26 protein-coding genes and 2 pseudogenes are annotated in these 24,552 nt (G+C 73.1%); 8 read left to right on the top strand and 20 right to left on the bottom strand.

Annotated elements, in window-relative coordinates:
* Positions 1-745 precede the first annotated feature (745 nt).
* The 5 genes from FVE89_RS02060 to FVE89_RS02040 form a co-directional block, all read right to left on the bottom strand.
* On the bottom strand, positions 746-1,084 hold the full coding sequence (locus FVE89_RS02060) for a hypothetical protein (protein WP_160532458.1): 339 nt from the start codon (positions 1,082-1,084) through the stop codon (positions 746-748).
* A 92-nt stretch (positions 1,085-1,176) separates the two neighbouring features.
* On the bottom strand, positions 1,177-1,587 hold the full coding sequence (locus FVE89_RS02055; RefSeq protein WP_160532457.1) for a 3TM-type holin: 411 nt from the start codon (positions 1,585-1,587) through the stop codon (positions 1,177-1,179).
* Positions 1,588-1,589: 2 nt separating this feature from the next.
* Positions 1,590-2,258, bottom strand: coding sequence for a glycoside hydrolase family 19 protein (locus FVE89_RS02050; protein WP_160532456.1), 669 nt, complete (start codon positions 2,256-2,258; stop codon positions 1,590-1,592).
* 47 nt (positions 2,259-2,305) lie between these two features.
* Positions 2,306-4,048, bottom strand: a complete 1,743-nt coding sequence (locus FVE89_RS30865) for a DUF2793 domain-containing protein (RefSeq protein WP_246730442.1) — start codon at positions 4,046-4,048, stop codon at positions 2,306-2,308.
* Positions 4,049-4,065: 17 nt separating this feature from the next.
* The gene (locus tag FVE89_RS02040; protein ID WP_160532455.1) at positions 4,066-7,962 is read right to left on the bottom strand and encodes a glycoside hydrolase/phage tail family protein; all 3,897 of its coding nucleotides are present in this window, start codon (positions 7,960-7,962) and stop codon (positions 4,066-4,068) included.
* Positions 7,963-8,061: 99 nt separating this feature from the next.
* On the opposite strand from FVE89_RS02040, the gene FVE89_RS02035 reads away from it, so the two are divergent.
* Together FVE89_RS02035 and FVE89_RS02030 are read left to right on the top strand one after the other, a co-directional pair.
* Positions 8,062-8,364: a type II toxin-antitoxin system RelE/ParE family toxin gene (locus tag FVE89_RS02035; RefSeq protein ID WP_160532454.1), complete on the top strand. Its 303-nt coding sequence runs from the start codon at positions 8,062-8,064 to the stop codon at positions 8,362-8,364.
* On the top strand, positions 8,364-8,648 hold the full coding sequence (locus FVE89_RS02030; protein ID WP_160532453.1) for an addiction module antidote protein: 285 nt from the start codon (positions 8,364-8,366) through the stop codon (positions 8,646-8,648). Before FVE89_RS02035 ends, FVE89_RS02030 begins: the two co-directional genes overlap by 1 nt.
* Here the strand turns inward: FVE89_RS02030 and FVE89_RS02025 are convergent.
* The 3 genes from FVE89_RS02025 to FVE89_RS02015 are packed head-to-tail and all read right to left on the bottom strand — an operon-like array spanning position 8,599 to position 10,643.
* A complete protein-coding gene (locus FVE89_RS02025; protein ID WP_160532452.1) occupies positions 8,599-9,120 on the bottom strand; it encodes an NlpC/P60 family protein in 522 nt (173 codons plus the stop codon). The genes FVE89_RS02030 and FVE89_RS02025 overlap by 50 nt on opposite strands.
* Positions 9,117-9,992 carry a DUF2163 domain-containing protein gene (locus FVE89_RS02020; protein WP_160532451.1) on the bottom strand — a complete coding sequence of 292 codons (876 nt, stop codon included), beginning with the start codon at positions 9,990-9,992 and terminating at the stop codon, positions 9,117-9,119. Before FVE89_RS02020 ends, FVE89_RS02025 begins: the two co-directional genes overlap by 4 nt.
* A 9-nt stretch (positions 9,993-10,001) precedes the next feature.
* Positions 10,002-10,643: a DUF2460 domain-containing protein gene (locus FVE89_RS02015; protein WP_160532450.1), complete on the bottom strand. Its 642-nt coding sequence runs from the start codon at positions 10,641-10,643 to the stop codon at positions 10,002-10,004.
* Between the two features lie 253 nt (positions 10,644-10,896).
* Between FVE89_RS02015 and FVE89_RS02010 the strand changes: the two genes are divergently transcribed.
* Both FVE89_RS02010 and FVE89_RS02005 read left to right on the top strand, forming a co-directional pair.
* Positions 10,897-11,814 carry a TauD/TfdA family dioxygenase gene (locus FVE89_RS02010; RefSeq protein ID WP_160532449.1) on the top strand — a complete coding sequence of 306 codons (918 nt, stop codon included), beginning with the start codon at positions 10,897-10,899 and terminating at the stop codon, positions 11,812-11,814.
* 177 nt (positions 11,815-11,991) lie between these two features.
* Positions 11,992-12,288 carry a hypothetical protein gene (locus FVE89_RS02005; RefSeq protein ID WP_160532448.1) on the top strand — a complete coding sequence of 99 codons (297 nt, stop codon included), beginning with the start codon at positions 11,992-11,994 and terminating at the stop codon, positions 12,286-12,288.
* 54 nt (positions 12,289-12,342) lie between these two features.
* Here FVE89_RS02005 and FVE89_RS02000 read toward each other — a convergent pair whose 3' ends face one another.
* The 7 genes and pseudogenes from FVE89_RS02000 to FVE89_RS01975 form a co-directional block, all read right to left on the bottom strand.
* A complete protein-coding gene (locus tag FVE89_RS02000) occupies positions 12,343-12,915 on the bottom strand; it encodes a phage tail tape measure protein (RefSeq protein ID WP_160532447.1) in 573 nt (190 codons plus the stop codon).
* Between the two features lie 12 nt (positions 12,916-12,927).
* Positions 12,928-13,269, bottom strand: a complete 342-nt coding sequence (locus FVE89_RS31625) for a rcc01693 family protein (RefSeq protein WP_342390079.1) — start codon at positions 13,267-13,269, stop codon at positions 12,928-12,930.
* Positions 13,270-13,419: 150 nt separating this feature from the next.
* Positions 13,420-13,746 (bottom strand): annotated as a pseudogene (locus FVE89_RS30855) (gene transfer agent family protein); the annotation flags it as partial.
* A gap of 16 nt (positions 13,747-13,762) precedes the next feature.
* Positions 13,763-14,173 carry a phage major tail protein, TP901-1 family gene (locus tag FVE89_RS01990; RefSeq protein ID WP_160532445.1) on the bottom strand — a complete coding sequence of 137 codons (411 nt, stop codon included), beginning with the start codon at positions 14,171-14,173 and terminating at the stop codon, positions 13,763-13,765.
* Positions 14,174-14,183: 10 nt separating this feature from the next.
* Positions 14,184-14,600, bottom strand: a complete 417-nt coding sequence (locus FVE89_RS01985) for a DUF3168 domain-containing protein (protein ID WP_160532444.1) — start codon at positions 14,598-14,600, stop codon at positions 14,184-14,186.
* The gene (locus FVE89_RS01980) at positions 14,597-14,950 is read right to left on the bottom strand and encodes a head-tail adaptor protein (protein ID WP_160532443.1); all 354 of its coding nucleotides are present in this window, start codon (positions 14,948-14,950) and stop codon (positions 14,597-14,599) included. The genes FVE89_RS01985 and FVE89_RS01980 overlap by 4 nt, the downstream gene beginning before the upstream one ends.
* Positions 14,951-14,973: 23 nt before the next feature.
* On the bottom strand, positions 14,974-15,534 hold the full coding sequence (locus FVE89_RS01975; RefSeq protein ID WP_160532442.1) for a hypothetical protein: 561 nt from the start codon (positions 15,532-15,534) through the stop codon (positions 14,974-14,976).
* Positions 15,535-15,561: 27 nt separating this feature from the next.
* Between FVE89_RS01975 and FVE89_RS01970 the strand changes: the two genes are divergently transcribed.
* A complete protein-coding gene (locus FVE89_RS01970) occupies positions 15,562-16,299 on the top strand; it encodes a S1 family peptidase (RefSeq protein WP_160532441.1) in 738 nt (245 codons plus the stop codon).
* 530 nt (positions 16,300-16,829) lie between these two features.
* Here FVE89_RS01970 and FVE89_RS01965 read toward each other — a convergent pair.
* Positions 16,830-17,057, bottom strand: coding sequence for a hypothetical protein (locus FVE89_RS01965; RefSeq protein WP_160532440.1), 228 nt, complete (start codon positions 17,055-17,057; stop codon positions 16,830-16,832).
* Positions 17,058-17,520: 463 nt separating this feature from the next.
* On the opposite strand from FVE89_RS01965, the gene FVE89_RS01960 reads away from it, so the two are divergent.
* Both FVE89_RS01960 and dps read left to right on the top strand, forming a co-directional pair.
* Positions 17,521-18,429 (top strand): trypsin-like serine protease, encoded by a 909-nt coding sequence (locus FVE89_RS01960; RefSeq protein ID WP_160532439.1) that lies wholly within the window; start codon positions 17,521-17,523, stop codon positions 18,427-18,429.
* A gap of 179 nt (positions 18,430-18,608) precedes the next feature.
* A complete protein-coding gene (gene dps / locus FVE89_RS01955; RefSeq protein WP_160532438.1) occupies positions 18,609-19,154 on the top strand; it encodes a DNA starvation/stationary phase protection protein Dps in 546 nt (181 codons plus the stop codon).
* Between the two features lie 91 nt (positions 19,155-19,245).
* On the opposite strand, the gene FVE89_RS01950 is transcribed toward dps, so the two are convergent.
* The 3 genes from FVE89_RS01950 to FVE89_RS01940 all read right to left on the bottom strand — a co-directional run bounded on the left by FVE89_RS01950 (position 19,246) and on the right by FVE89_RS01940 (position 22,494).
* Complete coding sequence (locus tag FVE89_RS01950) at positions 19,246-20,538, bottom strand: phage major capsid protein (RefSeq protein WP_160532437.1); 1,293 nt, start codon at positions 20,536-20,538, stop codon at positions 19,246-19,248.
* 27 nt (positions 20,539-20,565) lie between these two features.
* Positions 20,566-21,072, bottom strand: a complete 507-nt coding sequence (locus FVE89_RS01945; protein WP_160532436.1) for an HK97 family phage prohead protease — start codon at positions 21,070-21,072, stop codon at positions 20,566-20,568.
* A 234-nt stretch (positions 21,073-21,306) separates the two neighbouring features.
* Positions 21,307-22,494: a phage portal protein gene (locus tag FVE89_RS01940; RefSeq protein WP_160532435.1), complete on the bottom strand. Its 1,188-nt coding sequence runs from the start codon at positions 22,492-22,494 to the stop codon at positions 21,307-21,309.
* Between the two features lie 102 nt (positions 22,495-22,596).
* On the opposite strand from FVE89_RS01940, the gene FVE89_RS01935 reads away from it, so the two are divergent.
* Positions 22,597-23,409, top strand: a complete 813-nt coding sequence (locus tag FVE89_RS01935) for a hypothetical protein (RefSeq protein WP_210254042.1) — start codon at positions 22,597-22,599, stop codon at positions 23,407-23,409.
* Positions 23,410-23,600: 191 nt separating this feature from the next.
* On the opposite strand, the pseudogene FVE89_RS01930 reads toward FVE89_RS01935, so the two are convergent.
* Positions 23,601-24,416, bottom strand: a pseudogene (locus FVE89_RS01930) (ATP-binding protein); the annotation flags it as partial.
* Positions 24,417-24,552: the final 136 nt, after the last annotated feature.

Here is a 24,552-nt window from a genome sequence, read left to right as displayed (position 1 = left end):
TTCCTGCGTGGTCGATAGCCTCAGCCCCGGCATCACGACGGGCCGCGTCAAACCGAAAACTGCCGCTCGCCGCGATCCTGTGATTGGCCCGTCGGCGAAACTGTCCCCCCTCAGCCAAGACCGCCAGATTGTCGCCGCGGCGAGGACGCTCAGGCAGCGCGCCGCCCGGCCCGGCGGCCAGCGATAGGCCGGCGCGGGTGACCGGCTGCGCGAAGGCGAGCGCGGCGGCCGATGCCTGCCACTCCGACGGATAAGAGCGCCTCACAAATTTCCGGGCTTTGGGAGTGAATCCTCTGTCCGCGCCAGCACAGCGCAAGTTTTGCCAGAGGCTTTTGCCCTCCATTCCGGATTTTGCGCACTGCGACGTCAGAATCCGTCCGCTGATGGGCGATTGTGACTCCAGGCCCACGGGGATCATGGATGCGGCCCATCTGCGCTGGTCTACGCGCAAGAGCGTTCGCCTTCTATTCGAGGCGGACTATCCGGTTGAGGGATTCAGCGGCTCAGCCGGCGGATGGATGAGCCTCCACAACTCTACCCCGCTCCGCTGGCCCACGCAAAACCAGAGAAGCTTTGTTCTCGGCCAGATTTGCCGATTTGCGCCGAAGTTATCCACTGTGCAGCATATCGTGTCGGCTCGACCGAGATAGATCCGAAACTCCCGGCACCGGTAACTCAGGCCGCACGCAAGGCCGACAGCCCCCGGGCAGGAGGCTCACGCAGTCCGGGCCGCGACAGATCCCGCTCAATGCGGCGTCAGCCCGACCTTCGCGAGCACGATCCCCCCGAACGCCAGCAGCGCCGCCGAGGCCAGGCCCCAGCCGATCCGGTACAGCGACTTCACCTGACCGTTGACCTCGGCCAGCCCCCTGGCCGCCTCGGCCCGCGCCCCGTCCACCGCCTTGTCGATCCGCCGCTCGATCTCGTCCCGCGCCACGAAGGCCTCGATGTCCCGCCGGTAGGCCACGCCCTCCAGCTTCTCGTCCATTCGGTCGAGCTTGCCCCCCAGCGCGTCCATCTGACGGCCGGTCGCCTCGACCCGCTCGATCAGGCGCCCGATCCACTCGGGCAGCGTGTCCGCCATGACCCCGCCCCTCCGTGCCCCGCCCGCCCGCGATGTCCGCGCCCGGGGCGGCCTCGCGTCCGCCACGGCGCGAGGCCCGTGATCCTCGGCGCTCATCCCTTCGCCCCGATCACCTGCGGCACGATCTTGTCGACCGAGCGGGCCAGCATGTAGGCGCCGATCCCGACCGTCAGCAGCGACCACAGCTCCGCCGGCACGCCCTTCAGCGCCGCCACCACCTCGACCTGCAATCCGAGCATCGGCGAGACCACACCGACCCAGGTAATCATCGCCAGCGCCCACAGCACCGTGATCGGCCGGGCGTTGCGGGCGAGCGGGCTCTCCGAGCCGGCATCGGCCTTCATCACCTCGGCCATCGCCCGGCCGATCTCGCCCTGCTGCTCGATCAGGGCCTTCTGCAGGTCGAGCTGCACCTGAAGCCGCTGGCCCTCGTCGGGCAGTACCTTCGCGAGGATCGGGCCTATGGCGCCGAGCAGGGCCGGGAGGAGCGCGAGGAATCCCATGATCAGGCCCCCTTCTGCATGTTGCGGCGGATCGCGTCCCGCAGGCGCGGCCACCACGCGGTTGGTTGTGGGCTCGGCGCGGCGCCCTGGGCGGCGCCGGCCGGGAGGGCGGCTTCCAGGGCCGCCAGGAAGCTCCGGTGGTAGCCGGCGATCCGCGCGCCGTTCTTCGCGCCGTCACCGTTGACGATGGCGCGCGCACCCACCGGATCGTCGGTGTGCGCATCGAAGTACCGCCCGAGCGTGTGGCCGGGGCGGAACAGCCCGTCGCGGGCGCCGAGCACCAGGATCGCGGCGCTGGTCGCCGGCACCAGCGCCAGATCCGGATCGCCCACGAGGTCGAGCCCGAGGAGCCGGCCGAAGGTCCGGTAATTGTCGATCCACGTGAGCTGCGCCGCGCCGCGGCCGTAATAGACCCGGCCGTTCACCGGCACGCCGTAGGCGTGGCCGCGGCCGAGGCCTTCCTCGCGGATCGTGAGGTCGAGCCGGCACTCATGCCACGCGGTCGCCAGCGTGTAGGCGACGGGGCGCGGGTCGGCGGGCCAGCCCAGCCGTTCCCAGGCGTCGAGCAGGTTGTTGAGCCCGTCGACTTCGAGCTGCGTGAGGTGCGGCCCGCACGGGCCGACGGCGCGGAGACGGGCGAAGAAGCTCGCTCGCACGAGTGTTGCGGTCATGGGAGCCTCGCGGATCGGGGGTGAACGGACGCGGACAGGCGGAACGGTCAGGCGAACACCGCGAGCGACGAGGCGAGGCTGATCGTGATGCTGCCGGAGCCCGCGATCGTCTCGCGCAGGAACACGAGGTTCGCCGCCGAGACCGGTGAGGGGACCGTGCAGGGGACGAGGATCATGCCGTTGGCCAGCGATGCGTCACCCGGGCTGGAGACCGCGACGAAGCTGCCGCCGACGGCCGAGCCCGACAGGGCGAGGCTCGCCTGGGCGCCGATCAGGGCGGCCTTGCACAGGATCCCGGTCTGCGGGAACGCGCGGCCGAACAGCCGGGCGAGCATCGGGCTGGGATCGAGCGCGACCACGTTGAGGCCGCCGTGCTGCGCGGGCGGGTCGCCGAGCTGCACGGCATCGCCCGGCGCCCAGGCGGAGACATCGGCCGCGCTCGTCACCGCGAGCTGGTTGGCGGCCGGCACGGCGGCGATCCACGCCGCGGTACCGCGCGTGGTGTTCCAGATCCGGGCCAGGGACACGCCCTGCATGGCCGCGTCGTAGAACAGGCCGGCATCGTTGGCCCCGCTCAGGGTCAGCGTCGTCCCGGAGACCCCCGACAGGGTCGTGCCGCGCGGGTTCGGGCCGTGCGCGACCGTGCTGCGGAACAGGGAGACCGTGCCGTCGCCACCGGGGGTGAACAGGAAGGTCCCGACCGGCGCGCCGAGGAGCGCAGGCGTCGCCCCCGCCGTCTCGTCCACGATCGTCCACTTGTCGAAGCCGTTGCTCTGGAGCGCGAGGAACCCGTAGGGCACGACGATGGCGGCCGAGGCCGCGCCGTTGACGCGGTCGGCGCCGGCGGTCGCGACCGTGAGCCTGAGCGCGGCGGAGGCGGCGCCGCTCTCGTCGAGGATGGTCAGGGTCGCCCCCTGCGGATAGGCCGAGGCCGCCGGCAGGGTGAGGGTGCGCGCCTGGGTCAGGGCGATCACCGCGACCGTGCGGTCGCCCGGCTGGATCGCGTAGGCGGCGTCCTCGACCTGGGTGCGCGCGAAGGCGGCCGCGTCGGCCCGATCCACGTAGGCGGTGGTGGCGAGGCGGGTCGTGTTGTCCCGCGCGGCCGGCGTCGGCGCGGTCGGGCTCGCCGCGAAGCCGACGACCCCGGTCGCCGCGGCGGCGGTGAGCGCGGTGGTGAAGGCGGCCCCGTCCGGCGAGGTCTTGAGGACGAAGTCGTCGCCGCCGAGGGTGCCGAACAGCGCCCGGGTCGCGTAGCCGGTCTGGAACACGAAGCCCGCGTCGCGCGCGGCCGCCTTCTTGTTGACGGTGATCCGCATGTCGCCGGAGCCGGGCGTGACGTCGTCCCAGGTCAGGAGCGTCGCGTCCGCCTTGACCGCGAGGCGATTGGTGTCGTCGGCGCCCGTGTTGATCCCGAGGCGGCTCACGCTCTGGCTTGCCGTGAGCGTGCGGCGGAGGCTCGTCCAGGCCGTGCCGTCGAACACGTAGAGATCGGCCTCGTCCACCACATAGGCGAGCCAGCCGGCCCGCGGGACCGCGCCGGTCCAGACCCCGTCGGAATAGCGCACCACCTGCCCCGCGAGCCCCGCCCAGGCGCCCCCGGGGTTCGCCGCCGCCACGAGGTAGCGGTCGCCCTCGGCCGGGCTCGGCGGCGGCGCGGTCAGGTCCTTGTCCAGGCAGGCGAGCTGGACCAGGGCATCGAGGAGGCCGAGCGCCTCGTTGTGGGTCACGTGCTTCTGGGCCTGGCTCGCCGCGATCAGCGGCAGGCCGAGATGGGGCGTCGAGTCGGACATGGGATCTCCCCGGAGGTTCAGGCCGAACGGACGGGAATGCGGGCCCGGCAGGCGGGTCCGGGGCCGGCGACGGCGCCGATCTGCGCCACCGCCACGTCGAGGCTCCGCTGCGGGCCGCCGAAATCCCCCGCCTCGTCGGCATAGAGGAGCTGCTGGGCCTCGGCCCGGAGCGTGCGCAGGGCCGCGCCGGTGCCGGCGAACACCGTGACCGCGTAGGCCTCCGGATCGTCCAGCGGGATCTCGGCGGGCTCCCAGGCATCGCCGTCGCGGCGCGCCCGCCGGATCCAGGAGAGCAGCACGCCCTGCCCCGTCCGGCGCGCCCGCAGGTGGACCGGCCGCAGCGGCCGGAGCGCCGTCAGCCCGGCGGTCGCGGTCAGCTCCGTGAAGGCCGGGTCGCCCGGGTCGCGACCCGCCGGCCCGACCCGGTAGCGGAAGGCGCGGCCGGCCGCGTCGAGCCCGTCCACCAGCGGCACCAGGGCGCCGTCATCGAGGCGCACGATCAGGCTGCCGACGGGTGCCGTGCGGCCGGCGGCCTCCTCGCTGCCCGCGAGCCCGCGCAGCAGCCCCGAGAGCCGGTAGGTGTCGGCCCCGATCAGCACCGCGTGCGCCGCGCCGATCAGTTCCACGGCGCCGTCCGGGCCGATCAGGGCGAACAGGTTGCCGCCGGCCAGCATCGCGGCCTCGCCGATCGACGCCAGCGCCCCGCCCCGCCGCAGGGTGACGTCGAGACTCCGGTGGCGGTCGATCCGCCAGACCGGCCCGGCGGGCAGGGCCGTGAGGGTCCGCCCCAGGCAGGCGGGGTAATCGGCCACGCCCCGGAGCGCGAGCGGCCCCGTCCCTTCCGCGCGCCAGATCGCGGCCGCCCCGGGCCAGGGCTCGGCCGCCACCGCGAGGACTTGCAGGATCGTGGGGCTGCCCCGGTCCACCGGCAGGTCGACGGCCAAGGCCAGCGGCGGCCCCGGGAAGGCCGGACGCGCCACCTGCGGCTGCGCCATGCTGCGCGAAACACCGCGTCCCGGCCCGCCCCGGGGCGGCACGCCGCTCGCCTCGATCCGGCGGCCGGTGGGTGCGTCGTCGATCCGGTCGATCCTGCGCAGGACATGGCCGCCCGGCACGTCGGCCGGGACCGCCAGGAGGTCGCCGGGCTCGAGCTCGACCCGGCGCGGGCTCAGAGTGAGGACCGCGCTGTCGCGGGCCGCGATGATCCGGTCGAGCATCGCCTCGGCGAGCCCGTCGCCGGTCTCGCGGCGGGTGACGATCGCGGCGTCGATCCGGGTCTCGCGCCGACGCCCACCCACGGGCCGCACGGCCGCCGCGGTGGCGCGTCGATAATCCGGACTCTCCGACTCGGTGAGGCCGAGCTCGACCGAGCGCGGCAGGGCGCTCTCCTCGGCCCGGACCTGGCGGAGCACCGGCTTCTCCTCGGAGAGCCGGACGAGTTCGGCCGCGTCGAGCACCACCGGCCGGTCGCGGCGCGGCCCGCGCAGGCGCAAACGTCCGGCGACCGCCGAGACGTCGAGCCCGTAGACCTGCGCCAGGGTCTCCAGGGCGCCCCGCGCCGAGAGCGGCCGGTCGATCACGTAGCCGTCGAGATAGGCCGCCGCCTCGACGGAGACGGGAGCGTCGAAGCCGAACTCCGCGAGGATTTTCAGAACCAGCAAATCGAGGTCGCAGCCCTCGATCCGCCCGGTGATCCAGTGGCCGACCCGCCAGTTGCCGATATCGGCCCAGACCCCGCGCACGGTCGGGAAGGCCGGATAGGGCCGCGCGTCCCAGGCCCAGATGAAGATCCCGGCCGGATCGACCATCCGGCCGCCATAGACCGGCGAGACCGGGTTGTCGGCCTCCCGGAAGCCCGGCACCGCCGGATCGAACCGGGCGATCACCGCCTCCAGGCCGCGGAGCTGGATCAGCTCGTCCCGGAGCGCCCGGGATTCCGGCGGGTAGGCGTTCTCGATCGATTTCGGATCGGGGAAGACGTTGGGGCCGTTCGTGCCCTTGTCCACCGCCGGCACGCCGAGTTCGGTGAGCCAGATCGGCTTTCCCATCGGCACCCAGGCGGTCGCCCGGGTCTCGACGCCGCCGTCCCGCTCGACATGCGGGTTCGACCACCACGCCACGAGGTCCTTCACCCGGAAGACCCAGGGCTTGCCGAAGGCCCCGTCGGTGATCGGGACGCGGGCCTGGGCGGCGCGGGCCTGGGCGTCGGGATAGTACCAGTCGAAGGCCTCGCCGGAGGCGCCGCGGTCCTTGAGATAGGCGCGGTCGTAGATGTCGCCGGCGACGGCGAGGTCGGCATGGTCCGGCGTGTCGCGCCAGTCGGAGACCGGGGCGTACCAGTCGATCCCGACCGCCGCGATGTTCGGGTCGGCGAACAGGTCGTCGAGGGGGAAGCGGATCGTGGCGCCCCCGTCGAGGACATGGGCGCCGTACTCGGTCCAGTCCGCGCCGTAGACCAGGGCGACGCCGGGGCCGAGGCGCTCGCGCACGGCCGCCGCGATCGCCCGGAAGGCCCGCACGGCCGGGTAGCCGGCGGCGCCCCGAACCCGGGTCAGCCCGACATACTCGCTGCCGATCACGAAGCCCGCGATCTGGACGCCCTTGGCCGCCCAGCGGGCCGCCAGGTCGGCGTAGTGCAGGATCTCGGTGTTGTAGCCGTTGGCGAAGAAGGCCGCGACCTGCGCGTCGGCCGCGGCGCTTCCGTCCGGGCTTCCCGGCACGCCCGGGGCCGGATCGCAGGTGACGCGACCCCGCCAGGGATAGGGCGGCTGGGCCGCACCGGGCACGCGGGGATCCGGCAGCCCGTTGCCGGCCGGCACGTCCATCATCACGAAGGGGTAGAGCAGCACCTCCAGGCCGCGGCCGACCAGCTCGGCGACCAGCCGGGTCAGGCCGTCGTCGCTCGGGGTCCCGCCATAGGCCGGGTTGCCGTCCGGCAGGATCGTGACAATCTCGGCCTCCGCGCGGGTGATCCCGGCGACGCTCCAATCCGCCGGCAGGGCGCGCTTGGTCCGCGCCTCGACCTTCGGCACCACCCGGCAGGACCCGGCCCGCATATCGGTGCCGAACCACGTCGCCACCACGGCGACCCGGCGCAGGTTGGGGCACAGGGCCTGGAGGGCGTCGAGGGAGGCGAGCACGTCGGTGGCGCGCTGGAGCTGATGCCGGTTGGCGGCCTCGGTCCGGCCAAGGCCGAGATCGACGGTGACGAGATCCGGATCGAGGCCGAACTCGCTGGCGCCGGGGATCATCTCGAGCGCGCGGATCCGGCCGTACAGGCCGTTGACGGGGCGGATCACCTCGAAGGCGAATTGCGGGATGCGGTTGCCGAAATCGGCGAGGGGCAGGCCCTCGAACACCACGTAGGCGAGGCCGCGATAGGCCGGCGCGGTCTCAGGCCCCTCCTTGGCGACGATCAGCGGATCGGGCGCCTGATCCGGGCCGCCGGTATGGACGCGGATGGTGAGGCCGACCTGATCGATCTCCCTGCCGTCCGCCCAGATCCGGCGGACGCAGGCGATTTCCGCCTCGCACAGGCCCACCGCGAGGTTGGCGAAGTAGGTGTAGCGGGTGGTGACGGTCTTCTGGCCGCCCAGGCCCTTGGCGGGGGTGGCGGCGCGCTGCACCGTGGTGTTGGCGACCTCCAGTGGGCGCGTCGCCCAGATCAGGCTGCCGCCGATCCGGGCCCGCCCGTAGACCCGGGGGATCGGGTCGCCCTCCGTGGAGGTGAGGCCGCTGATATCGGCGAGCCGCGGCCCCGCGACGAAGCGCGTATGCGGCCCGGAGCCGGACAGCGCACCGTCGAGCCCCGCCCCCGCGACGGCGCCGAGGGTGCGCCCGACCACAGCGCCGATCGGCCCGCCGAGGGCCGTGCCCACCGCCGCCCCGGCCGAGGACAGGATGAGAGTCGCCATGGCGGGGCTCCGTGGTGAAGCTGTGGACAGGTCGGGCCGTGATGGGCCGTCAAGCCGAGAAGCATTGCCGAGCCGTATCCATCCGGATACGTTTCCGACGTGGCGACGATCCTACTGTCCGATACGTTCCGGGCTTGGCTCGCGGGCCTGCGGGATCATCGCGCCAAGGCTCGCATCACGGCGCGGATCCGCGCCGCGGGCCTCGGTCATCTCGGTGATGTCAAACCGGTCGGCACCGGCATCTTCGAGATGCGGATCCCGTATGGCCCCGGATACCGGGTCTATTATATCCGACGCGGCGAGGTGACGTACCTGCTGCTGTGCGGCGGCGACAAGTCCAGTCAAAGCCGGGACATTCAGCGAGCCAAAGCCATGGCTGCCAAGCTTGATGGGATCGCCTGATGCGCTTCATCCCCTTCGACGCCTCGGAATTTCTCGACAGCGAGGAGGCCATCGCCGAGTACCTCGCTGCCGCCCTGGATGATCCCGATCCCGAATTGTTCATCGCCGCCCTCGGCGACATCGCCAAGGCCCGGGGCATGTCGCAGATCGCCCGTGAGGCGGGCCTGGGGCGGGAAAGCCTCTACAAGGCCCTGATGCCCGGCTCGAAGCTTCGCTACGAGACCGTCCGCAAGGTCATGGATGCCTTGGGCGTGAAGCTGACCGTTGCAACTGGTTCCTCGTGAGCCGGATCGGACCGGCCTCCGGAAACCGGAACACCCCCGTCTGATGCCGCCGCCACCATCCGGTGAGCGCCACCTCGGCGACGCAGGCGCCGTCATGGGCGTGGATCATGGCGCCGTCGCCGGTGGCGATGGCGCAGTGGCGGGCCGGCAGATGGCGCCGGAAGGCGAAGAGCAGCACGTCGCCCGCCCGCGGCGCGGCCTCCGCCACGGGGCCCGGCACCGGCACGAGGTGGCGGAGGGCCGCCTCCGTGAGCGGGTCGGTGCCGGGGGCAGCCGATTCCGCCCAGGTGCCCGAATAGGGCGGCACCGCCTCCGGCTCGGCGCCGTAGAGCCCGCGCCAGACCCCGCGCAGCAGCCCGAGGCAGTCGCAGCCGATCCCGCGGAGCGAGGCCTGGTGGCGGTAGGGCGTGCCGAGCCACAGCCGCGCCTCGCCCAGAGCCGCGATACCCATGTCACGCCGCATCGCGCTCATCGGAACAGGCTCCCGCCGTCGAGGATGGCGTCCGATCCCGGCACCGGGCGGATCACCGTGTCGTTGCCGGGCATGTGCGGAAAGCCCTGGAAGTTGATCGCGTTGGCGAAGCGGTCCCGGCAGGTGGCGAGGCGCTTGTCGCAGCCGGCTGTCAGCGTGAAGGCATCCCCGGCGGCGACCGGCCGGGGCGGCGCGGTCCAGAGCTCGATCAGGCCGCCGAGCTGGAGGCGGACATCGGCCCCCTGCCCGGCATTGGCGCCCTCGGTCCAGGCGAGCCGGCCGCCCGTGAAAAGCCCGTCCGGAAAATCCCCCGCCAGCGCCGCCGCGAGCGTGGCGGGCTCCGGAACGCCGGTGACGCGGCCGGCGATCCGCCAGGCCGCGAGATCGACCCGGCAGCGCCCATCCCCGAGATCGGCCCCGCAGGTCGCGCGGTAGGTGCGCCCGCGCTCGGCGTCGAGGCGGTGGGCGAGGCCGCGCAGCTCGGCCACGAAGGCGTCGCCCTCCCGGCGCACCTCGCCGATCGTGGCGAGGTCGAGGAGCAGGCGGGTCTCGGGATGGGTCCAGTCGACCAGCCACGTCTCGACGGCGGCGCCGTCGTAGAGGCCGCCGGCGATGTCGGCCTCGGTCAGGCCGAGGCTGCTCAGGGCGCCGGCCACGTCGCCCCCCGAGACCGCGAAGCCGGATTCCGCGCTGGCCTCGGCGGCGTCGAGGCCGGTCCGGGCGAGGTGGACGAGGCCGGCGACGGTCAGGTCGCGGTCATGGTCGGTGAAGCCGAGGGCGAGCCCGTCCCGCCGCCGCAGGGACCAGCAGCGGCACAGGGTGGTCACGCCGCCCGCGAGATGGGCCGCGAAGGCCGCCGGGATGTCGCGCATGGATCTTCCTCACGGCACGATCTCGACGAGGGGCACCCGCGGGATCTCCCCGGCCGTGAAGGCCGCGAGGTCGATGGTGAGCTCGTCGGTGTCGAAGCGGACGGGCACGTCGAAGGCGAAGCCCGCGGTCACGGCGGCGCCGGGAGCCGGGACATGGCCGGGCTGAAAGGTGACGAGGCCGGTCGTCGGGTCGCACGCGAAGGCCTCGGGTCCGGCCTCCTGCCCGGAGACCGCGACCCGGACGCTGCCGGCCACCGGCTTGGCGATCCGGCGGCGATAGGGGGCGAAGCCGGTCCCGTAGGTCTTCACCAGCGGGAAGGTCGCGGTGGCGCCGTCACCGGTGCCGATCGGCTGGTCGAGGGGGCCGATCCCCCGGCCCGGCGGCCCGGAGCGGCCGTCGACCCGGTCGCGGAAGCGGAAGCCGTAGAGGCGACCCCGCCGCTCCTCGAAGAAGGCGAGGACGACGTGGAGCGCGTCGAGCCCGCGCAGGCCGAAGCCGGCATCGTAGCGGCGGCGGGAATCCGCCCAGCGGCCGTTCCGATGCTCCCGGCCCGAGGCCAGGGTGACGATCTCGGTCAAGCGCTGCGGGCCGCCGCTCGCGCGCAGCGACACGTCGAGGGGGAACAGCACCTCGTGGAAATCCTCGGCCATGGCGGGCGCCTCCGGTTCGCGTCGCGCGGGTGCGGCGCCGGGGAATGCCGTCGCTGCGCGCTCGCGACACCTGGAAAAAGTCTTCCGGAAAGATCCGAAAAATCAAAAACACCGTTCATCGACAAACTTGGCCGGCTGCCGGAATATCGTCGGCATCGGCGCGGACGAATCCGGGTCCTTCGCGCCAGAAACATCTGCATTCGTCGTCTGCCGGCCGTGTGCCGTCACGCCATCTTGCCAGGGACATCTTCCGATGAGCGCCATTCCCCAGCCTCTCCACGCCGCCTCCGACACCCTCGACCTCCGCCGGGTCGCCGGCCGCATCGGCGCCGAGATCCGCGGCGTCGCCCTGTCGGGCGACCTCGACGCCGGAACCGTCGCGGCGATCCGCGCCGCGCTCGTGACCCATAAGGTCCTGTTCTTCCGCGACCAGAACCTCGACGAGGCGGGTCAGGAAGCCTTCGGGCGGCGCCTCGGCGAGCTCGTGCCCCACCCGACCGTGCCGTCGCTCCCCGGCACGGCGGGCGTGCTCGACCTCGACGGCAGCCGGGGCGAGCGGGCGAGTTCCTGGCACACGGACGTGACCTTCGTGCCGGCCTACCCGGCGATCTCGATCCTGCGCGCCGTGACGCTCCCGGCCTATGGCGGCGACACGCTCTGGGCCAACACCGCGGCCGCCTACGCGGAGCTGCCCGAGCCCCTGCGCGACCTCGCCGACAAGCTCTGGGCGCTGCACTCCAACGTCTACGACTATGTCGGCGGGCGCGTGAGCGTCCCGGAGGGCGGCCGGCGGCGCTACGACGAGGTGTTCACCCGGACCGTCTACGAGACCGAGCATCCGCTGGTCCACGTCCATCCGGAGAGCGGCGAGCGTTCGCTGATCGTCGGGCACTTCATCCAGCGGATCCTGGGGCTGACCACCTCGGATTCGCAGCACCTGCTGGCGATCTTCCACGACCACGCCACCCGGCCGGAGAACACGGTGCGCTGGACCTGGCGTGCGGGCGACGTGGCGATCTGGGACAACCGGGCGACGGTCCATCGTGCCGTGGACGATTACGACGACCAGCCCCGGGTGGTGCGCCGCGTGACGATCCAGGGCGTCGCGCCGGTGAGCGTCGACGGACAGCGCAGCCGGGCGCGGGAGACGGAGGCGCGCAAGGCGGCGTGAGGGGTTGACCGGGCGGGCGGCTCGCGCCGCGCAGAGTGATTGTCTTCTCCAAGAGTTTGTTCGAGCGCCTGGAGCGCGCTCCGCCGAAGCGGACACCGGTTCGGCGCCAGAAACTGCGTTGAAACAATGACTTAGAGCTGTCCAGTCGACCGGACGGCATCGCGAGACCGGCCTCATGTGGGCTCGACGACGGACGCCGAGATCCGCATCTTGCGGACCTTGGCGAGGGACAAGGCCCGGCCGCATCAGGGTAGCGCCATGGCACCGTCGGAAGCTCTCGACCTCCGCGAACAGGTCGCCCGGATCGACCGCAACCAAGCCGAAACGCGAAAGCGTCTTGAGGAATCGGTCAAGCGCGCCGCCGAAACCCGCAAGCTCGGGCGCGAAGCGCTGATCGCCCCGTTCACGGCCGGCGCTGCCGTCACCGGCGCCGTCGTCGCCGCGATGCTGGCCGTGCAGAAGCTGCTCGGTTGACGCCGAGCACGGCCCACCGAGTCAGGCGGGTGCGGTAGCCTGCGATCGCATCCCTCACGTCGCCCGCTGGCCGCGCGCCACCGCCCGGGCGAGGCTCGCGGTCACCTGCGCTTCGGACCGGCGGAAGGCCGCCGGATCGGGCGTGGCGATGTTCACCGTCACCGAAACCGGCCGGGCCGACGCGCCGCCCGTCGCGACGCCGAGGCGGCCGTCCGGGCCGCGGGCGAGCGGCAGGATCGCCTCCGGCCCGGCTTCGCCCATGAGGCCGGCGCCGCCCGCCATCGGGAAGAAGGTCGGCGCCGCCACCACCCCGCCGGCCGCGAAGGGCTGCACCCGCCCGCCCCGGAACACGCCGCCCCGGGCGAATCCCGTCTCGGAGCCCGCGCCCAGAACGGAATTGATCAGGCCGGTGACCCCGGACTGGATCGCCCCGCCCGCCACCCGGGTCGCCGCGCTCGCGAGGCGCGTGCCGATCATGCCGAGCACGCCGTCGAGGCTGCGCCCGGAGGCGGCGCCGCGGGTCAGGGCCGCGTCGAGGCTGCGGCCGAAATTCTGCGCCAGACGGTCGAGGGTCTGGAGCCGCTCGACCCGCGCGGCGTCCTGGGTGTCGGAATCGGTGTCGGCCATCGTTCGGCTCCCTCAGGTCCGGTCGGGATAGGCGGCGAGCAGCGCCTCGAAACCCGCCCGGCTCAGCGGCTCCGGCCGGGCGCGGCGGCCGAGGGCGGCGGCGAATTCCCGCGGGGTCGCCGACCAGAAGTCGCCGGGGTGCCAGCCCAGCACGCCGAGGCCGAGGGCGAGGGCGTCGTCCCAGGGAAAGGCCGTTGGAAGTGGGGTCGGAAACGGGTGCTCCGGCCCGGCCTCGGAAGCGCTCTCCGCCGAAGGGCGTGCCCGCTTCCCCGCATAAGGCGCGGGTCCCCTCTCCCGTGCGGGAGAGGGATCGGGTGAGGGATGAGAACGCCCCGGATATGGCGCGGCCTGCACGAGCGTTGACGGTGTGCTCGGTCCTGAACCTTCTCGTCCCTCACCCCAGCCCTCTCCCGCACGGGAGAGGGGGTCCGTCGCCTCCGCCCAAGGCGTCGGCGCGCCACTGTCGTGTCCCGTGCCGCGAGACGATCGGGAGGGGCGCTGAGGCGGGTTTGCCGGGTCCGGCGCCTCCCCGAACGCCGCGGCGAGCACCGCCCCGAGGGCCGTCGTGACGGCCTCAAGCTCACCCGCCAGCGGCAGCTGCGCCACCGCCGCGTCGTCGAGATCGTGGCCGCCGCCGCGCAGGGCGACGCCCAGCAGGGCGATCAGGTCCCGCGCCGAGAGCCGGCCGGCCATGAAGCGCGCCGCGAGGTCCGCGAGGTCGCCGGCCCCGAGCAGATCCTCCAGCTCGGCCAGCGCCCCGAGGGTGAGGCACAGGGTGTAGCGCCGCCCGCCGAGGTCGAGCGGCACCGCGCCGCGGATGCGATTGGCCATCGAACTCCCCTTGGCGTCAGGCCGCCGCGAAGGCGAGCGCGCCCGCCGAATCGAGGCTCATGTCGAAGGTCACCTCGCCCGCGTGGTCGCCCCGGTATTCGAGGCTCACGATCTGGAACGGACCCTCCAGGATCCCGAAGGCCGGCACCACGATCTGGAAGGTCTCGATCGCCCCCTCGAAGAAGATCAGCCGCAGGCGCGCGTCCGAGGCCTGGTCGCGGAACACGCCCGAGCCCGCGATGGCGGCCCGGCGCACCCCGGCCCCGGCGAGCAATTCGCGCCAGCGCCCGGCGGAATCGGCGTTGGTGACGTCCACGGTCTCGGCGTTGAGGGTGATCTGGCGGCTGCGCAGGCCCGCCACCGCCACGAAGCCGCCCGCGCCGTCCCCGGCCCGGATCAGCAGGTCCTTGCCCTTCTGCGCGCCCATCGGGTCCTCCTCACAAAGTCTCGGTGACGGCCTCGACGGTGAGGCTCGCCCTCGCCTCGCCGGTCCGGGCGTCGCGGTGGGCCTTGATGGCGCGCACCCGCAGGGTGACGAGGCGGCAGCCGGCGAGCGGCATCGCGGTGTCGGCGAGCAGCGCCGCCATGCGCTCGGCGGCGTCGAGCGCGGTGCGCACCGAGCCGGGCCGGGCGATCACCGCGATCTCGTGGCTGTGGCGGTGGCGCTCGGCGCCGTCGACGGAATCGTCCTCGATCGCGGCATCGCCGAACAGCGCGTAGACCGGGAGCACGCCCCGGGGCGGCTCGTCGTAGAGCCGGACGCGGCCGCCCAGCAGCGCCGCCAGGGCGGCATCCGGGGTGAAGCGCGCGATCAGGCCGGCACGCAGCGCCAGGAGCGGACTCGGATCACTCACGGCAGGCTCCCCCGCGGCAGTTCCTCGACGTGGCAGATGCGGTCGCGGCCCCGCCCGTCGGGCTCGGTCACGGCGCGGATCGCGAAGCGGCGCGGGCCGGCGGCGAGCCGCATGGTCGGGTCGAGGTCGGTCCGGCCCCGCAGGGTGATGCGGTAGGCGGGGAGCGTGTCGGTCCGGCCGCCCTCGGGCCGGTCGACGAGTCCCGCCGGCGCCAGGGCGCCCCACAGGACCGGGCCGGCCACGTAGCGGCGGAGCACGCCGCCGAACCCGTCCGGCTCCTCCAGGGGGCGTTCCAGCACGAAGCGCCGCCGCCGGGCGCCGAGCGGCGGGTGACGGGGCGGCAGGGCCATCGGGCGGTCTCCGGAACCGGCCATCACAGGCGCATCCGTCGGAAGGGCGCGGCGAGGTCGGCGGCATCGGTGCGGATTGCGTCCGCCTCGTCGCCCCGGTGCTCGTAGCGGGCGGCGGCCAGACGCAGGATCGCGAGCCGCAACGGCGCCGGCAGGGGCGGCCCGTCGCCGCCGAACCCGGCCGCGACCTCGATCAGGATCGCGCGCCCGGCCGGGTCCGGCGCGGCCGGATCGATCAGCAGGCCCGGCGCCTCGATCGGGTCGGGGCCGGGACGCACCAGCCCCTCGGCGAGGTCGCGCATGCCGTCCGCCCCCGCGAGCCCGGCGCGCAGGACCGCCACCAGCGGGCTCAGCGGCAGGGGCACCCGCCCGTCCGGCGGCCAGGCGGGAAGCGCGATCCGGTAGCGCCCCGGCACCAGGATCCGGCGCGTCTCGATCTCGAGGCTCGCCCGCACCGCCGTGATCAGGGCCTGGAGCAGCGCGTCCTCGGCGCCGCCGTCGTCGGAGTCGAAGCGCAGGTAGGCGCGCAGCTCGGCCACGCTCACCGGCTCGACGGCGGCGGCGTCGATGCGTAACGGGATCATGGTGCGTCCCTCTCAAGCGGTGATCCGATGCTGGTCTCGAAGCGCCGCCCGGCGGCCCTCGCCGCCCTCGCGGCCGGCCTGTCGCTGGCGGGCTTTCCGGCGCGCGCCATCCTGGGCGGCACCGAGGCGCCCGCCGGCGGGGCCGTGATGGTCCTGTCCTCGAAGGGCGGGGTCTGCACCGGCGTGGTGCTCGCCCCCGATACGGTGCTCACCGCCGGCCATTGCCTCGCCGACGCCCCGCAGCACCGCGTCCATTTTCGCGATGACCAGGGTGCCCCCGTGCTGGTCGAGGTGGCGGCGCGGGCGGTGCATCCGGGCTACGACGCGGGCGCCGCCAAGGCCCGGCGGCGCTCCATCGACCTCGCGCTCCTGCGCACCGCGACGCCGCTGCCGCCGCGCTTCGCGCCGGTGGCTCTGAGCGCCGCGCTCCCGCGGGCCGGCGAGGATCTGACCCTCGGCGGCTACGGCGCCGCCCGGCCCGGCGATCCGCGCTCCACCGGCACCTATCGCAGCCTGACCCTGCCGGTGATCGAGCCCTACGGGCCGAGCCGGATCCTGGTCTGGCTCCGGGGCGGGGCCGGCGGCGCCTGCCAGGGCGATTCCGGCGGTCCGATCGCCGGGCCGGACGGCGCCGTGCAGGCCATCGCCGCCTGGATCGGCGGGGCCTGCGGCGGCCTCACCCAGGGCGTCCTGGTCGGGGCGCAGCGCGGCTGGATCGATCAGGTGCTCGGCGGCTGGGGCCGGAGCGCACGCTGGACCGAGTAGTGCGCCTCCGGGGACAGCGCGGCCCCTGCGCAGTCTGCATCGCCCGCGGACGCATGGGAGCGAATACTAATCGGTGACTGAACCGAACGCGCTGACAACCGGACCCGTTACTCCACAGGTCTCGGAACCGGCGCGTCGGCGCGAAGCCGCGATCATGCGTCGGCCGGGCGGCCCTCCCATCCGGGGCGGGGTGCGCGCCCGGGCGCGACGGGGCCGGTTGAACGCGCGAAGACGAGCCAGGCCCGGGGTTTCCGCGACGCATGTTGACCGACCGACAACGCCTGGGTTGGAGCCTGACACTCCTGACGACGGCCCTCCTGCTCTGGGCTGCGGCCTCTTACCTGCGGGGCGGCGTGATCTGGTGGCTCTGAGCCCCAGCTCTGTCGCGCCCTCCCGGGCCGAATCGCTTCCCGCCTCGTTGCAAAGCGCTTCAGAGCCGCCCCGACGCGTTGCGATCGCGCACGGCTCTCAGCCTGCGTCGCGACGCGCTCTCTTGTGCCGAACCGGATTCCACTGCGGCGCAGAGCGCTCTAAGACCGGCGTCGGTGCTTGAGATAAGCACCCAGCATGAACCCGCCCTGCAGGGCCGACATGTAGGCAAACAGAATCAAGATATCCGCGAACTGGAATTCAGATTTCAACAGAATCCGCAGGATATCAGCAATCAGAAACACCAGACAGGCGAGAATGACGAAGCCGACCCTGAAATAGCAGCCCATCAACACGCCAGCCAGGGCAACCACCAGCAAGCCGATCATCGGTCCAGATCCCCAGGCCCACTGCTGCGATCAGGTCGTTCATGGCTGAGACGTCCTGAACTTCTTCCCGGAAGACCCGTGTCGAAGATATTCGGCTTGCATGCGGCGTGCCGCACCCTTCGGTCGATCGCGGCAACACCCCTTACCGGGGTGGGCCGCTCATGTCCTCGTTCATAGCACGGTAGGACTACCGTATCGTTTCTTGCGGGCGCGGCATTTGCCGAAAAACCGCGCGCACCGTCGCGGTGGTTCGGGCAACCGGCAGGGTGCCCTCCCCCGTCCCGGCGACACCGCAGGTTGCGGGTCGCGGCAGCCGCGCGGAGACGGAGCGCGCCGCGCCCCCCGGCGGATCGGAGTTGCAGGGAACCTCAGCTTGGCCAAGACATTGGCTTGCTCTAGGCTCTCGCCCGTCGCCCACGCGTCGAGGGCGTATCACCTGCGCGACCGCGCCCCGGAGTGCCCGATGTTCCCTGGCCTGATCCGCAAGGCCCGCTCCTGCGAGCATCCTGCGCGCGGGCGTCTCGGGGCCGGCCTGCTCGGCGCGGCGCTCCTCGGGGCTCTGGCCGGCCAGCTTCCCGCACCCGCCGCGGCCGTGATCAACGGCACGACCACCCGCGATCCGAACGGCGCGCGCGGCTTCGTGGTGCGCATCGAGAGCACGGAGGGCGAGATCTGCTCAGGGACTCTGATCGCCCCGGATCTCGTGCTCAGCGCCGCCCATTGCGTGATGCGCCCGGCGGGCTACACGGTGATCGGCGTCGATCGCGGCTTCCGCCAGCGCCGCTCCGCGGTGATCGCCACGACGATGCATCCCGATTTCGTGCCCGGCACGACGCCGGAGGACCAGCCCGGCGTCGATCTGGCGCTGCTCAAGCTCGAACGGCCCCTCGGCCCCGATTTCGTCCCCCTCGACCCGCGGGGCGCCGGCGCGATCAGCAATGGCGAGCCGGTCGATATCGCGGGCTTCGGCGTCGTCGCCGAGAACCGGCGGGGCTCGGCCCGCGTCCTGCGGCTGGCGCATCTCGTCGCGATCGGCTCGCTGCAGGTCGCCAACCGGGTCGCCGTGGTGACCGACCGGCGGCGCATGGCCGAGACCTCGGGAGCCGGCGCGTGCCTGGGCGATTCCGGCGGTCCGATCCTCGCCGGCGGCCCCGGCGGATACCGGATCATCGGCGTGGTGAGCTGGTCGAGCGGCGCCCTGCAGCAGGGGACCCGCCGGACTGCCTGCGGCGGCTTCACCGCGGTGACGCCGGTGTCCGAGCATGTCGGCTGGATCTCGGCGCGCGCCGCCGAACTGTCGCAGATGCAGGTGAGCGACGCCACGCCGCGGGGCACCCGGTCCAGCTGGATGGCACGCCCGCGCCGCCGCTAGCCGGCGCCGGAAGCGGTGCTGCAACAAGGGCCTGCCGCCATTTCCGATCGCCGCCCGGCCGGAAACGGTTGCAGATGGCGGCATATCCTCACCCTCAAGTAGATCCTTCGCATCTGCGGGAACCTGAGGCCGTATCGGCACTTTCGCATCCGAACCTTTCAGGCTCACGGAGCGAGACCATGGCCGACACCGGAACCAGCACCACCCCCCGGTCCCACAAGACCCGCAACAACACCGATTCGAACGCCAAGAAGGTCTCGATCGAAGCCCTCAACGCCCGGCTGGCGGACGGCATCGACCTCGCCCTGGCGATCAAGCAGGCCCATTGGAACCTCAAGGGACCGCAGTTCATCGGCGTCCATCTGATGCTGGACGGCTTCCGGACGGAGCTGGACGATCTCAACGACAAGGTCGCGGAGCGCGCGGTGCAGCTCGGCGCCACGGCGTTCGGGTCGACCCAGGTGGTCGCCGAGCGCACCAAGCTGCCGCCCTACCCGACCGGCATCTACGCGATCGCCGACCACATCGCCGCGCTGATCGACAGCTACGCCGCCTATGCCAACGCGGTCCGCGAGAATATCGACGAGACCGACGAGGCGGGGGATCCCGACACGGCCGACCTGTTCACCGAGATCTCCCGGGCGGTCGACAAGCAACTCTGGTTCCTCGAGGCCCACGTGCAGGAGCCGACCGGCGCCATGCGCGACGGCAATTCGGGGCGCTGACGCAGTCATCCGGCCGCGGGCTTTCCCTCCCCCCTCTGCGGGGGAGGGAGAGATGCGGGGCCGAAGGCGCGCAAGAGAGGGGAAAAGCGGCTCAGCTGAACTTCAGCAGCTTGATCGCGTCGAAATCCTGCACCCCGCCGCCCACGCGCTTGGTGGTGTAGAACAGAACGTAGGGCTTTGCGGAATACGGGTCGCGCAGCACGCGCATCCCGGTCCGGTCCACCACCAGATAGCCCCGCCGGAAATCGCCGAATGCCACCGACAGGCTGTCCTTGGCGAGGTCCGGCATGGCCTCGGCCTCCGTGACCGGGAAGCCGACCAGGGTCGCGGGCCGGCCGGCGGCGAGCGGCGGCTGCCAGAGGTAGTTCCCCTCCGAATCCTTGAACTTCCGGATCGCGCTCTGGGTGCGCCGGTTCATCACGAAGCCGGCATTCTGGCGATAGCCCGCCCGCAGGCCGTAGATCAGGTCGAACAGCACGTCGCCCGGATTGCCCGACGGGAAGGCCCCGGCCGCGCCCGTGGCCACGAAGCCGAGCCTGCCCGGCACCCACGCCGAATTGGCCACCGTGTCGTAACTCAAAAAACCCCGCGGGCGGCTCCCGCCGTTGCCGGTCACGAAGGCCACGCCCTCCTGCTCGGCGAAGGCGGTCTCGATCTCGGCCGAGAGCCACGCGTCGAGATCGACCACGGCATCGTCGAGCAGCGTCTGGGTGGCGGCCGGCATCGCGTAGAGTTCCATGGCGGGGAAGGCGATCTCGGAGAGGGCCGGCGCGTCGGTCTGCGGGCGCGGGGCGGTCTCGGCCGCCCAGCCGGTCACCGGCGCCCCCACCGAGACCGCGCGCTTGTACTGCGCGCCCGAGATCTGCTGCACGCTGGCGATCGACCGGATCGGCGAGATCTCGCCGAGGCGCGTCAGCACGGTCCGCTCGATCGTGTCGGGCACGAGGTAGCCGCCGTCCGGCCCGGAACCGGCCGAGAGGGCCTTGGCCTCCAGGCGCTTGAGGCCCGCGCTCTCGCCGGCCCGGACGTAGAGGTCGAAGGCCGCCTTGTGCTCCTGCGCGGAGGCGTCTCCCCGCGTCCCCGGCTGGCCGAGCGGCGGCCGGGCCTGCTCCAGATGGATCCGGTCGAGGCGGGTGCGGGCGGCGTCGAGCGCCGCGTCGATCCGGGCGAGCTTTTCCTCGGTGAGCGCATCGGTCCCGAGCCGGCCCTCGATCCGGCCGATGCGGGCGTCGTTGGTCTCCTTGAAGGCCGCGAAGGCCGCCGACAGCTCGTCGAGGGCGGAGCGGACGGGCGCGCCCTCGGGGCGGACGGCCTTGTTCTCCAGGTCGGGGAGAGCGGCCTTGGTCTCGTAGGCGGCGGGCGCGAGCGGGGTCTCGGCGTGCATCGGGAACCTCTGGGTCGGGGGTTGAAGTCAGGGCCGGGAAGCAGGTTTCGGGGCGATCCGCCGGGCGAGGCCGCGGATCTCGGCGGCCAGGGACTCCGGCGTGAGGGCATCGGGTGCGCGGGGGTCCGGGCCGGGGCTCGCCCGGGCGCTCGGCTGAAGCGGGAAGGTCACGAGCGAGATCTCCCAGAGCTCGACCCGGTGCAGCCTTCGCTCGCCGCCCGCGCCCCGGCGGGCGAGGAGGGTGCGGAAGCCGATCGACAGGCCGTCGAGCCCGCCCCCGCGCAGCAGCGCGTCGACCTCCCGGGCGCGCTGCACGGCGAGGTTGAGCTGCCCCTCCGCGAACAGGCCGTGGGCATCCTCGCGCAGGGTGAGCCAGCGGCCGATCGGCTCGGCCGGATCGTGCTGGAACAGCAGCCGCACGCCGGCCGGCCCCTGGCGGGCGAGGCTCGCCGCGAAGGCGCCCGGCACGACCACGTCGCGCCCGAGATCGGGCACGCCGAAGACGCTGGCATAGCCGGTGAAATGGCCGTCCATGGGGTAGCCTCGGGTGTGGGTTCCGCTCGCGCGGATCGTGGTGAATTCCCTCTCCCCGCGGGCGGGGAGAGGGATGCGACGACCTCGTCGTCGGCGCATCGAGGCGGCAGCCGAAGGTGAGGGGGGAGGTGCCGAACGAGACCCTTCCGGCCATCCCCCCTCACCGCCGCTGCGGCTTCGCCTCCGCTTCCCGCCCGCGGGGAGAGGGGATCTGCCGCGCGGCGAGCGGATCCGTCAGCCTTCCCCCGCCTGGGGCATCGCCGGCGGGTAGCCCACCGCCTCGCGCTTCTCGGAAACAGACAAAAAGTCCGCGGCCTGCACCCGGCGCCACAGGGATTCCCGCTCGGCGGCGAGCGCTTCGATCCGGTCGAGGTCGGGCTCCAGATCCACCGGCCCGAAGGCGGGCTCCAGCCAGACCGCGAGCGCCTGCGCGGTGCGGCGCGCCAGCGGGATCAGGGTCTGGCGGTAGAGCGCCCGGTTGGCCTCGGCGTAGTTGGCGTGGGTGTTGTCGCCCGCCAAGCCGAGCAGCAGGGGCGGCACGCCGAAGGCCAGGGCGATCTCCCGGGCCGCGGCATTCTTCGCTTCCACGAAATCCATGTCGCGGGGCGACAGGGCGAGGGGCTTCCAGTCGAGCCCGCCCTCCAAGAGAAGCGGCCGGCCGGCATTGGCCGCGCCCTGGTAATTCGCCTCCAGCTCCGCCTTCAGCCGATCGAATTGCGGCTCCGAGAGTGCGGCGCCGGCGAAGACCAGCGCCCCGGAGGGCCGGGCGGCGTTGTCGAGGAGCGCCTTGTTCCAGGCGCTCGCGGCGTTGTGGATGTCGAGGGCGGTCGCCGCCGCCGCGATGGGGGCGAGGCCGCCGCTCTCGTCCTCCGGGTTGAACAGGCTGAGGGCCAGGATCGGCGCGATCTCGGAACCGCCGGGCGGGGGCAGGTCGAACCGGCGGCTGCGCCCGCCCGCCGTGTAGACATAGGCGGCCGGCCAGCCGTCGGGACCCGGCAGCATCCGCATCCGCCCCGGCCGGAGAGCCTGGAGCGCCGCGACCCGGCCGTCGAGGGTCACCGCCTCCAGATAGGCGGTCCCGGCCAGCAGCAGGTCGGCGTAGACGGTCTCCAGGAGATGCGGGCCGCTCTCCCGCGGATTCGGCCGGGCGAGCAGGGCCAGCAGGTCGGCCCCTCGATCAGCGCCCAGCCCGGTGGCGATCAGCGGCAGGCTCGCGGCGCTCTCGGCGACCAGCCGGACCGCCCGGTGGACCACCGGATTGCGCGCATAGCCGGCCTGAGCCAGCGCCGCCGGGTCGCGGGACGTCCAGCAGGCGCGGCTCTCGGCGTAGAGGGCGAAAGCGGGGGCGGCCTTGGTGGCGGGCGCTGCAGCGCGCGGGCCGCGGCGGGTGACCCGCGCCAGCCGTTCGAGAAGGGTCGACATGCCGGTCCGGTCCTGCGTTATGGTCGCGCGATGCACAGCCGCTTCCCCTTGCGGTCCCGCGCGGCCCGGTGCGGGGTCTGTCCGGCGGCGATCCTCGCGACGGTGATCGTCGCGGCTCCGGCTCGCGCGCAGGAGGCACCCGCCTGGCCGGAGCCCGACGGCACCCTGCTCCTGACGCAGCCCTTCGGCCGGTCGGAGATCGCGCTGCGCCTGTCGCGGCGGGTCGCCGGGGCCATCGACGGGCTGACGTGGAACGGCGTCGCCTTCCTGGCCGATGCGGATCCCGGGGACGCCCTCCAGGCGCGCGTCACCCTCGGCCCGGCGCCGGAACGCCGGGCGAGCGAGGCCGGCGACGGATCCGGGGCGCAGCGCCTCCGATCCCTGCGCGCCGGCCGGAGCTGGGCCGAGACCGTCACACGGTTACGCTGGGGCGGCCCCGACGGCGCCCCGGACATCATCCTGCACAAACGGGTGGGCCTGGGCTTGCCGGGCCTCGGCAATGCCGTCGAGGTCCAGACGCGCTTCGCGCTCGCCGAGCCCGCCTCCGCGATCCGGTTCGAGCCGCTCGCCGCCGCCGTGCCGGCCGACTTCACCGAGGCCTGGCGCTTCGACCCGGCCACGGGCGCCCTGAGCCGGATCGACCCGGCCGCCGGCGATCGACCGCAACCGGTGATCCTGGCGCTGCCGGAAGGCTCGCACGCCATCGGGATCTGGAGCCCCGCGCCGCCGGAGGGTGACGCCGCCGTACCACGCGCCGGCTTCGCGATTCGGTCCGGACCCGGCGCGACCCGGCTGAGCTGCGCCTTCCGGGTCGCGCAGGCCGCCGCCGGCACCCACGATTTCGCCTGCTACGCGCTGGTCGGCTCGCTGGCCGACGTGCGCAACGCCCTGCGCAGCCTCACCGCGCCGGAATAGGCTGTCCGGACAGGAAAAAAGACGGCTCCAAGCCGCGCTGCATCCGCGACCGTGGTGCGGACGCCACAGTGAGGCACACGCAATCGTGTATACAGCATGCAGTTCGTTCCTGAGACCACGAACCGCCTCTCGGCGCGCTTCCCACGGAGGCGCGCCGTATTGTTTTGGGCCCGCGCGGCCGGCAATTCATCTCACAGCCGCCGGATCCGCGGTTCCGCCCGCGTCTCCAGCATCAGATGCGTGAGCGCCCAGACCAGGGCGTCGAGCCGGTCGGGCGAGGTCCCGCCGGACAGGCCGTCCGGCCCGAAATCGCACAGCTCGTCCTCCAGGGCGGGGAACGCCCCGACATGGTGGACGAGGAAGCGGGCGTAGAGCAGCGAGACCGGCTCGGCCCGCAGGTACTTCCCCCGCGTGGCGTGGACCCGGGTCACCGGCACGGCCGGATCGCACTGCGCCAGGACGGCGGCCGCCATCTCGCCGCCCTGGTTGACCTCGACCACCAGGGCATCCGCGGCGAGGCGGTGGTAGAGCGCCAGCGCCGCCCCGGCCCAGGCCTGCGGCGTGGCGCGGGGCAGGCTCGCATCGGCCAGCACGTAGGCGTGATCCCCCGCGCGCCCCGCCGCCACGATCCCGCAGGCATCCGAGCGCGCCCCCGAGGTCGCGGGCGGATCGACCGCCACGACGATCCGCCCGAGTTCCGGCGCGGCGGCGACCCGGCCGGCTTCGAGGCCGGCGCGGTCCCACAGGGCGTCGTCCCGATCCTCGATCAGCTCGCCGTCGAGCTCCTGGCGGCCGAGGCGCGTGCCGGCGTAGCGCCCGACCACGCGCTCCAGGAAATCCGGCGCGAGGTGGTCGGCGTTGTCGCGGGTGCGGGCGCGGCTCACCACGGTGCGCGGGTCGGCGAGCAGGCGGCGGATCAGCGGAACCGGCCGCGGCGTGGTGGTGACGAGGTTGCGCGGCCGGGCGCCGAGGCGCAGGCCGAATTGCAGCATGTCGAAGGCGGCTTCCGGCCGGCTGTAGGGAGTTGGAAAAAACTGCCCCCGGCGGCTGACAAATTCCCAATGCCAAAAAGGGGTTAGGCAAAACCCTGTTTAAATTACACACCCCCGTCCCGCGGAAAAAGCTACCCATCCCACGAATATG

Source organism: Methylobacterium sp. 2A (assembly GCF_009806555.1).
GTDB lineage: Bacteria > Pseudomonadota > Alphaproteobacteria > Rhizobiales > Beijerinckiaceae > Methylobacterium.
This window is presented reverse-complemented; position numbering and strand designations above follow the sequence as displayed.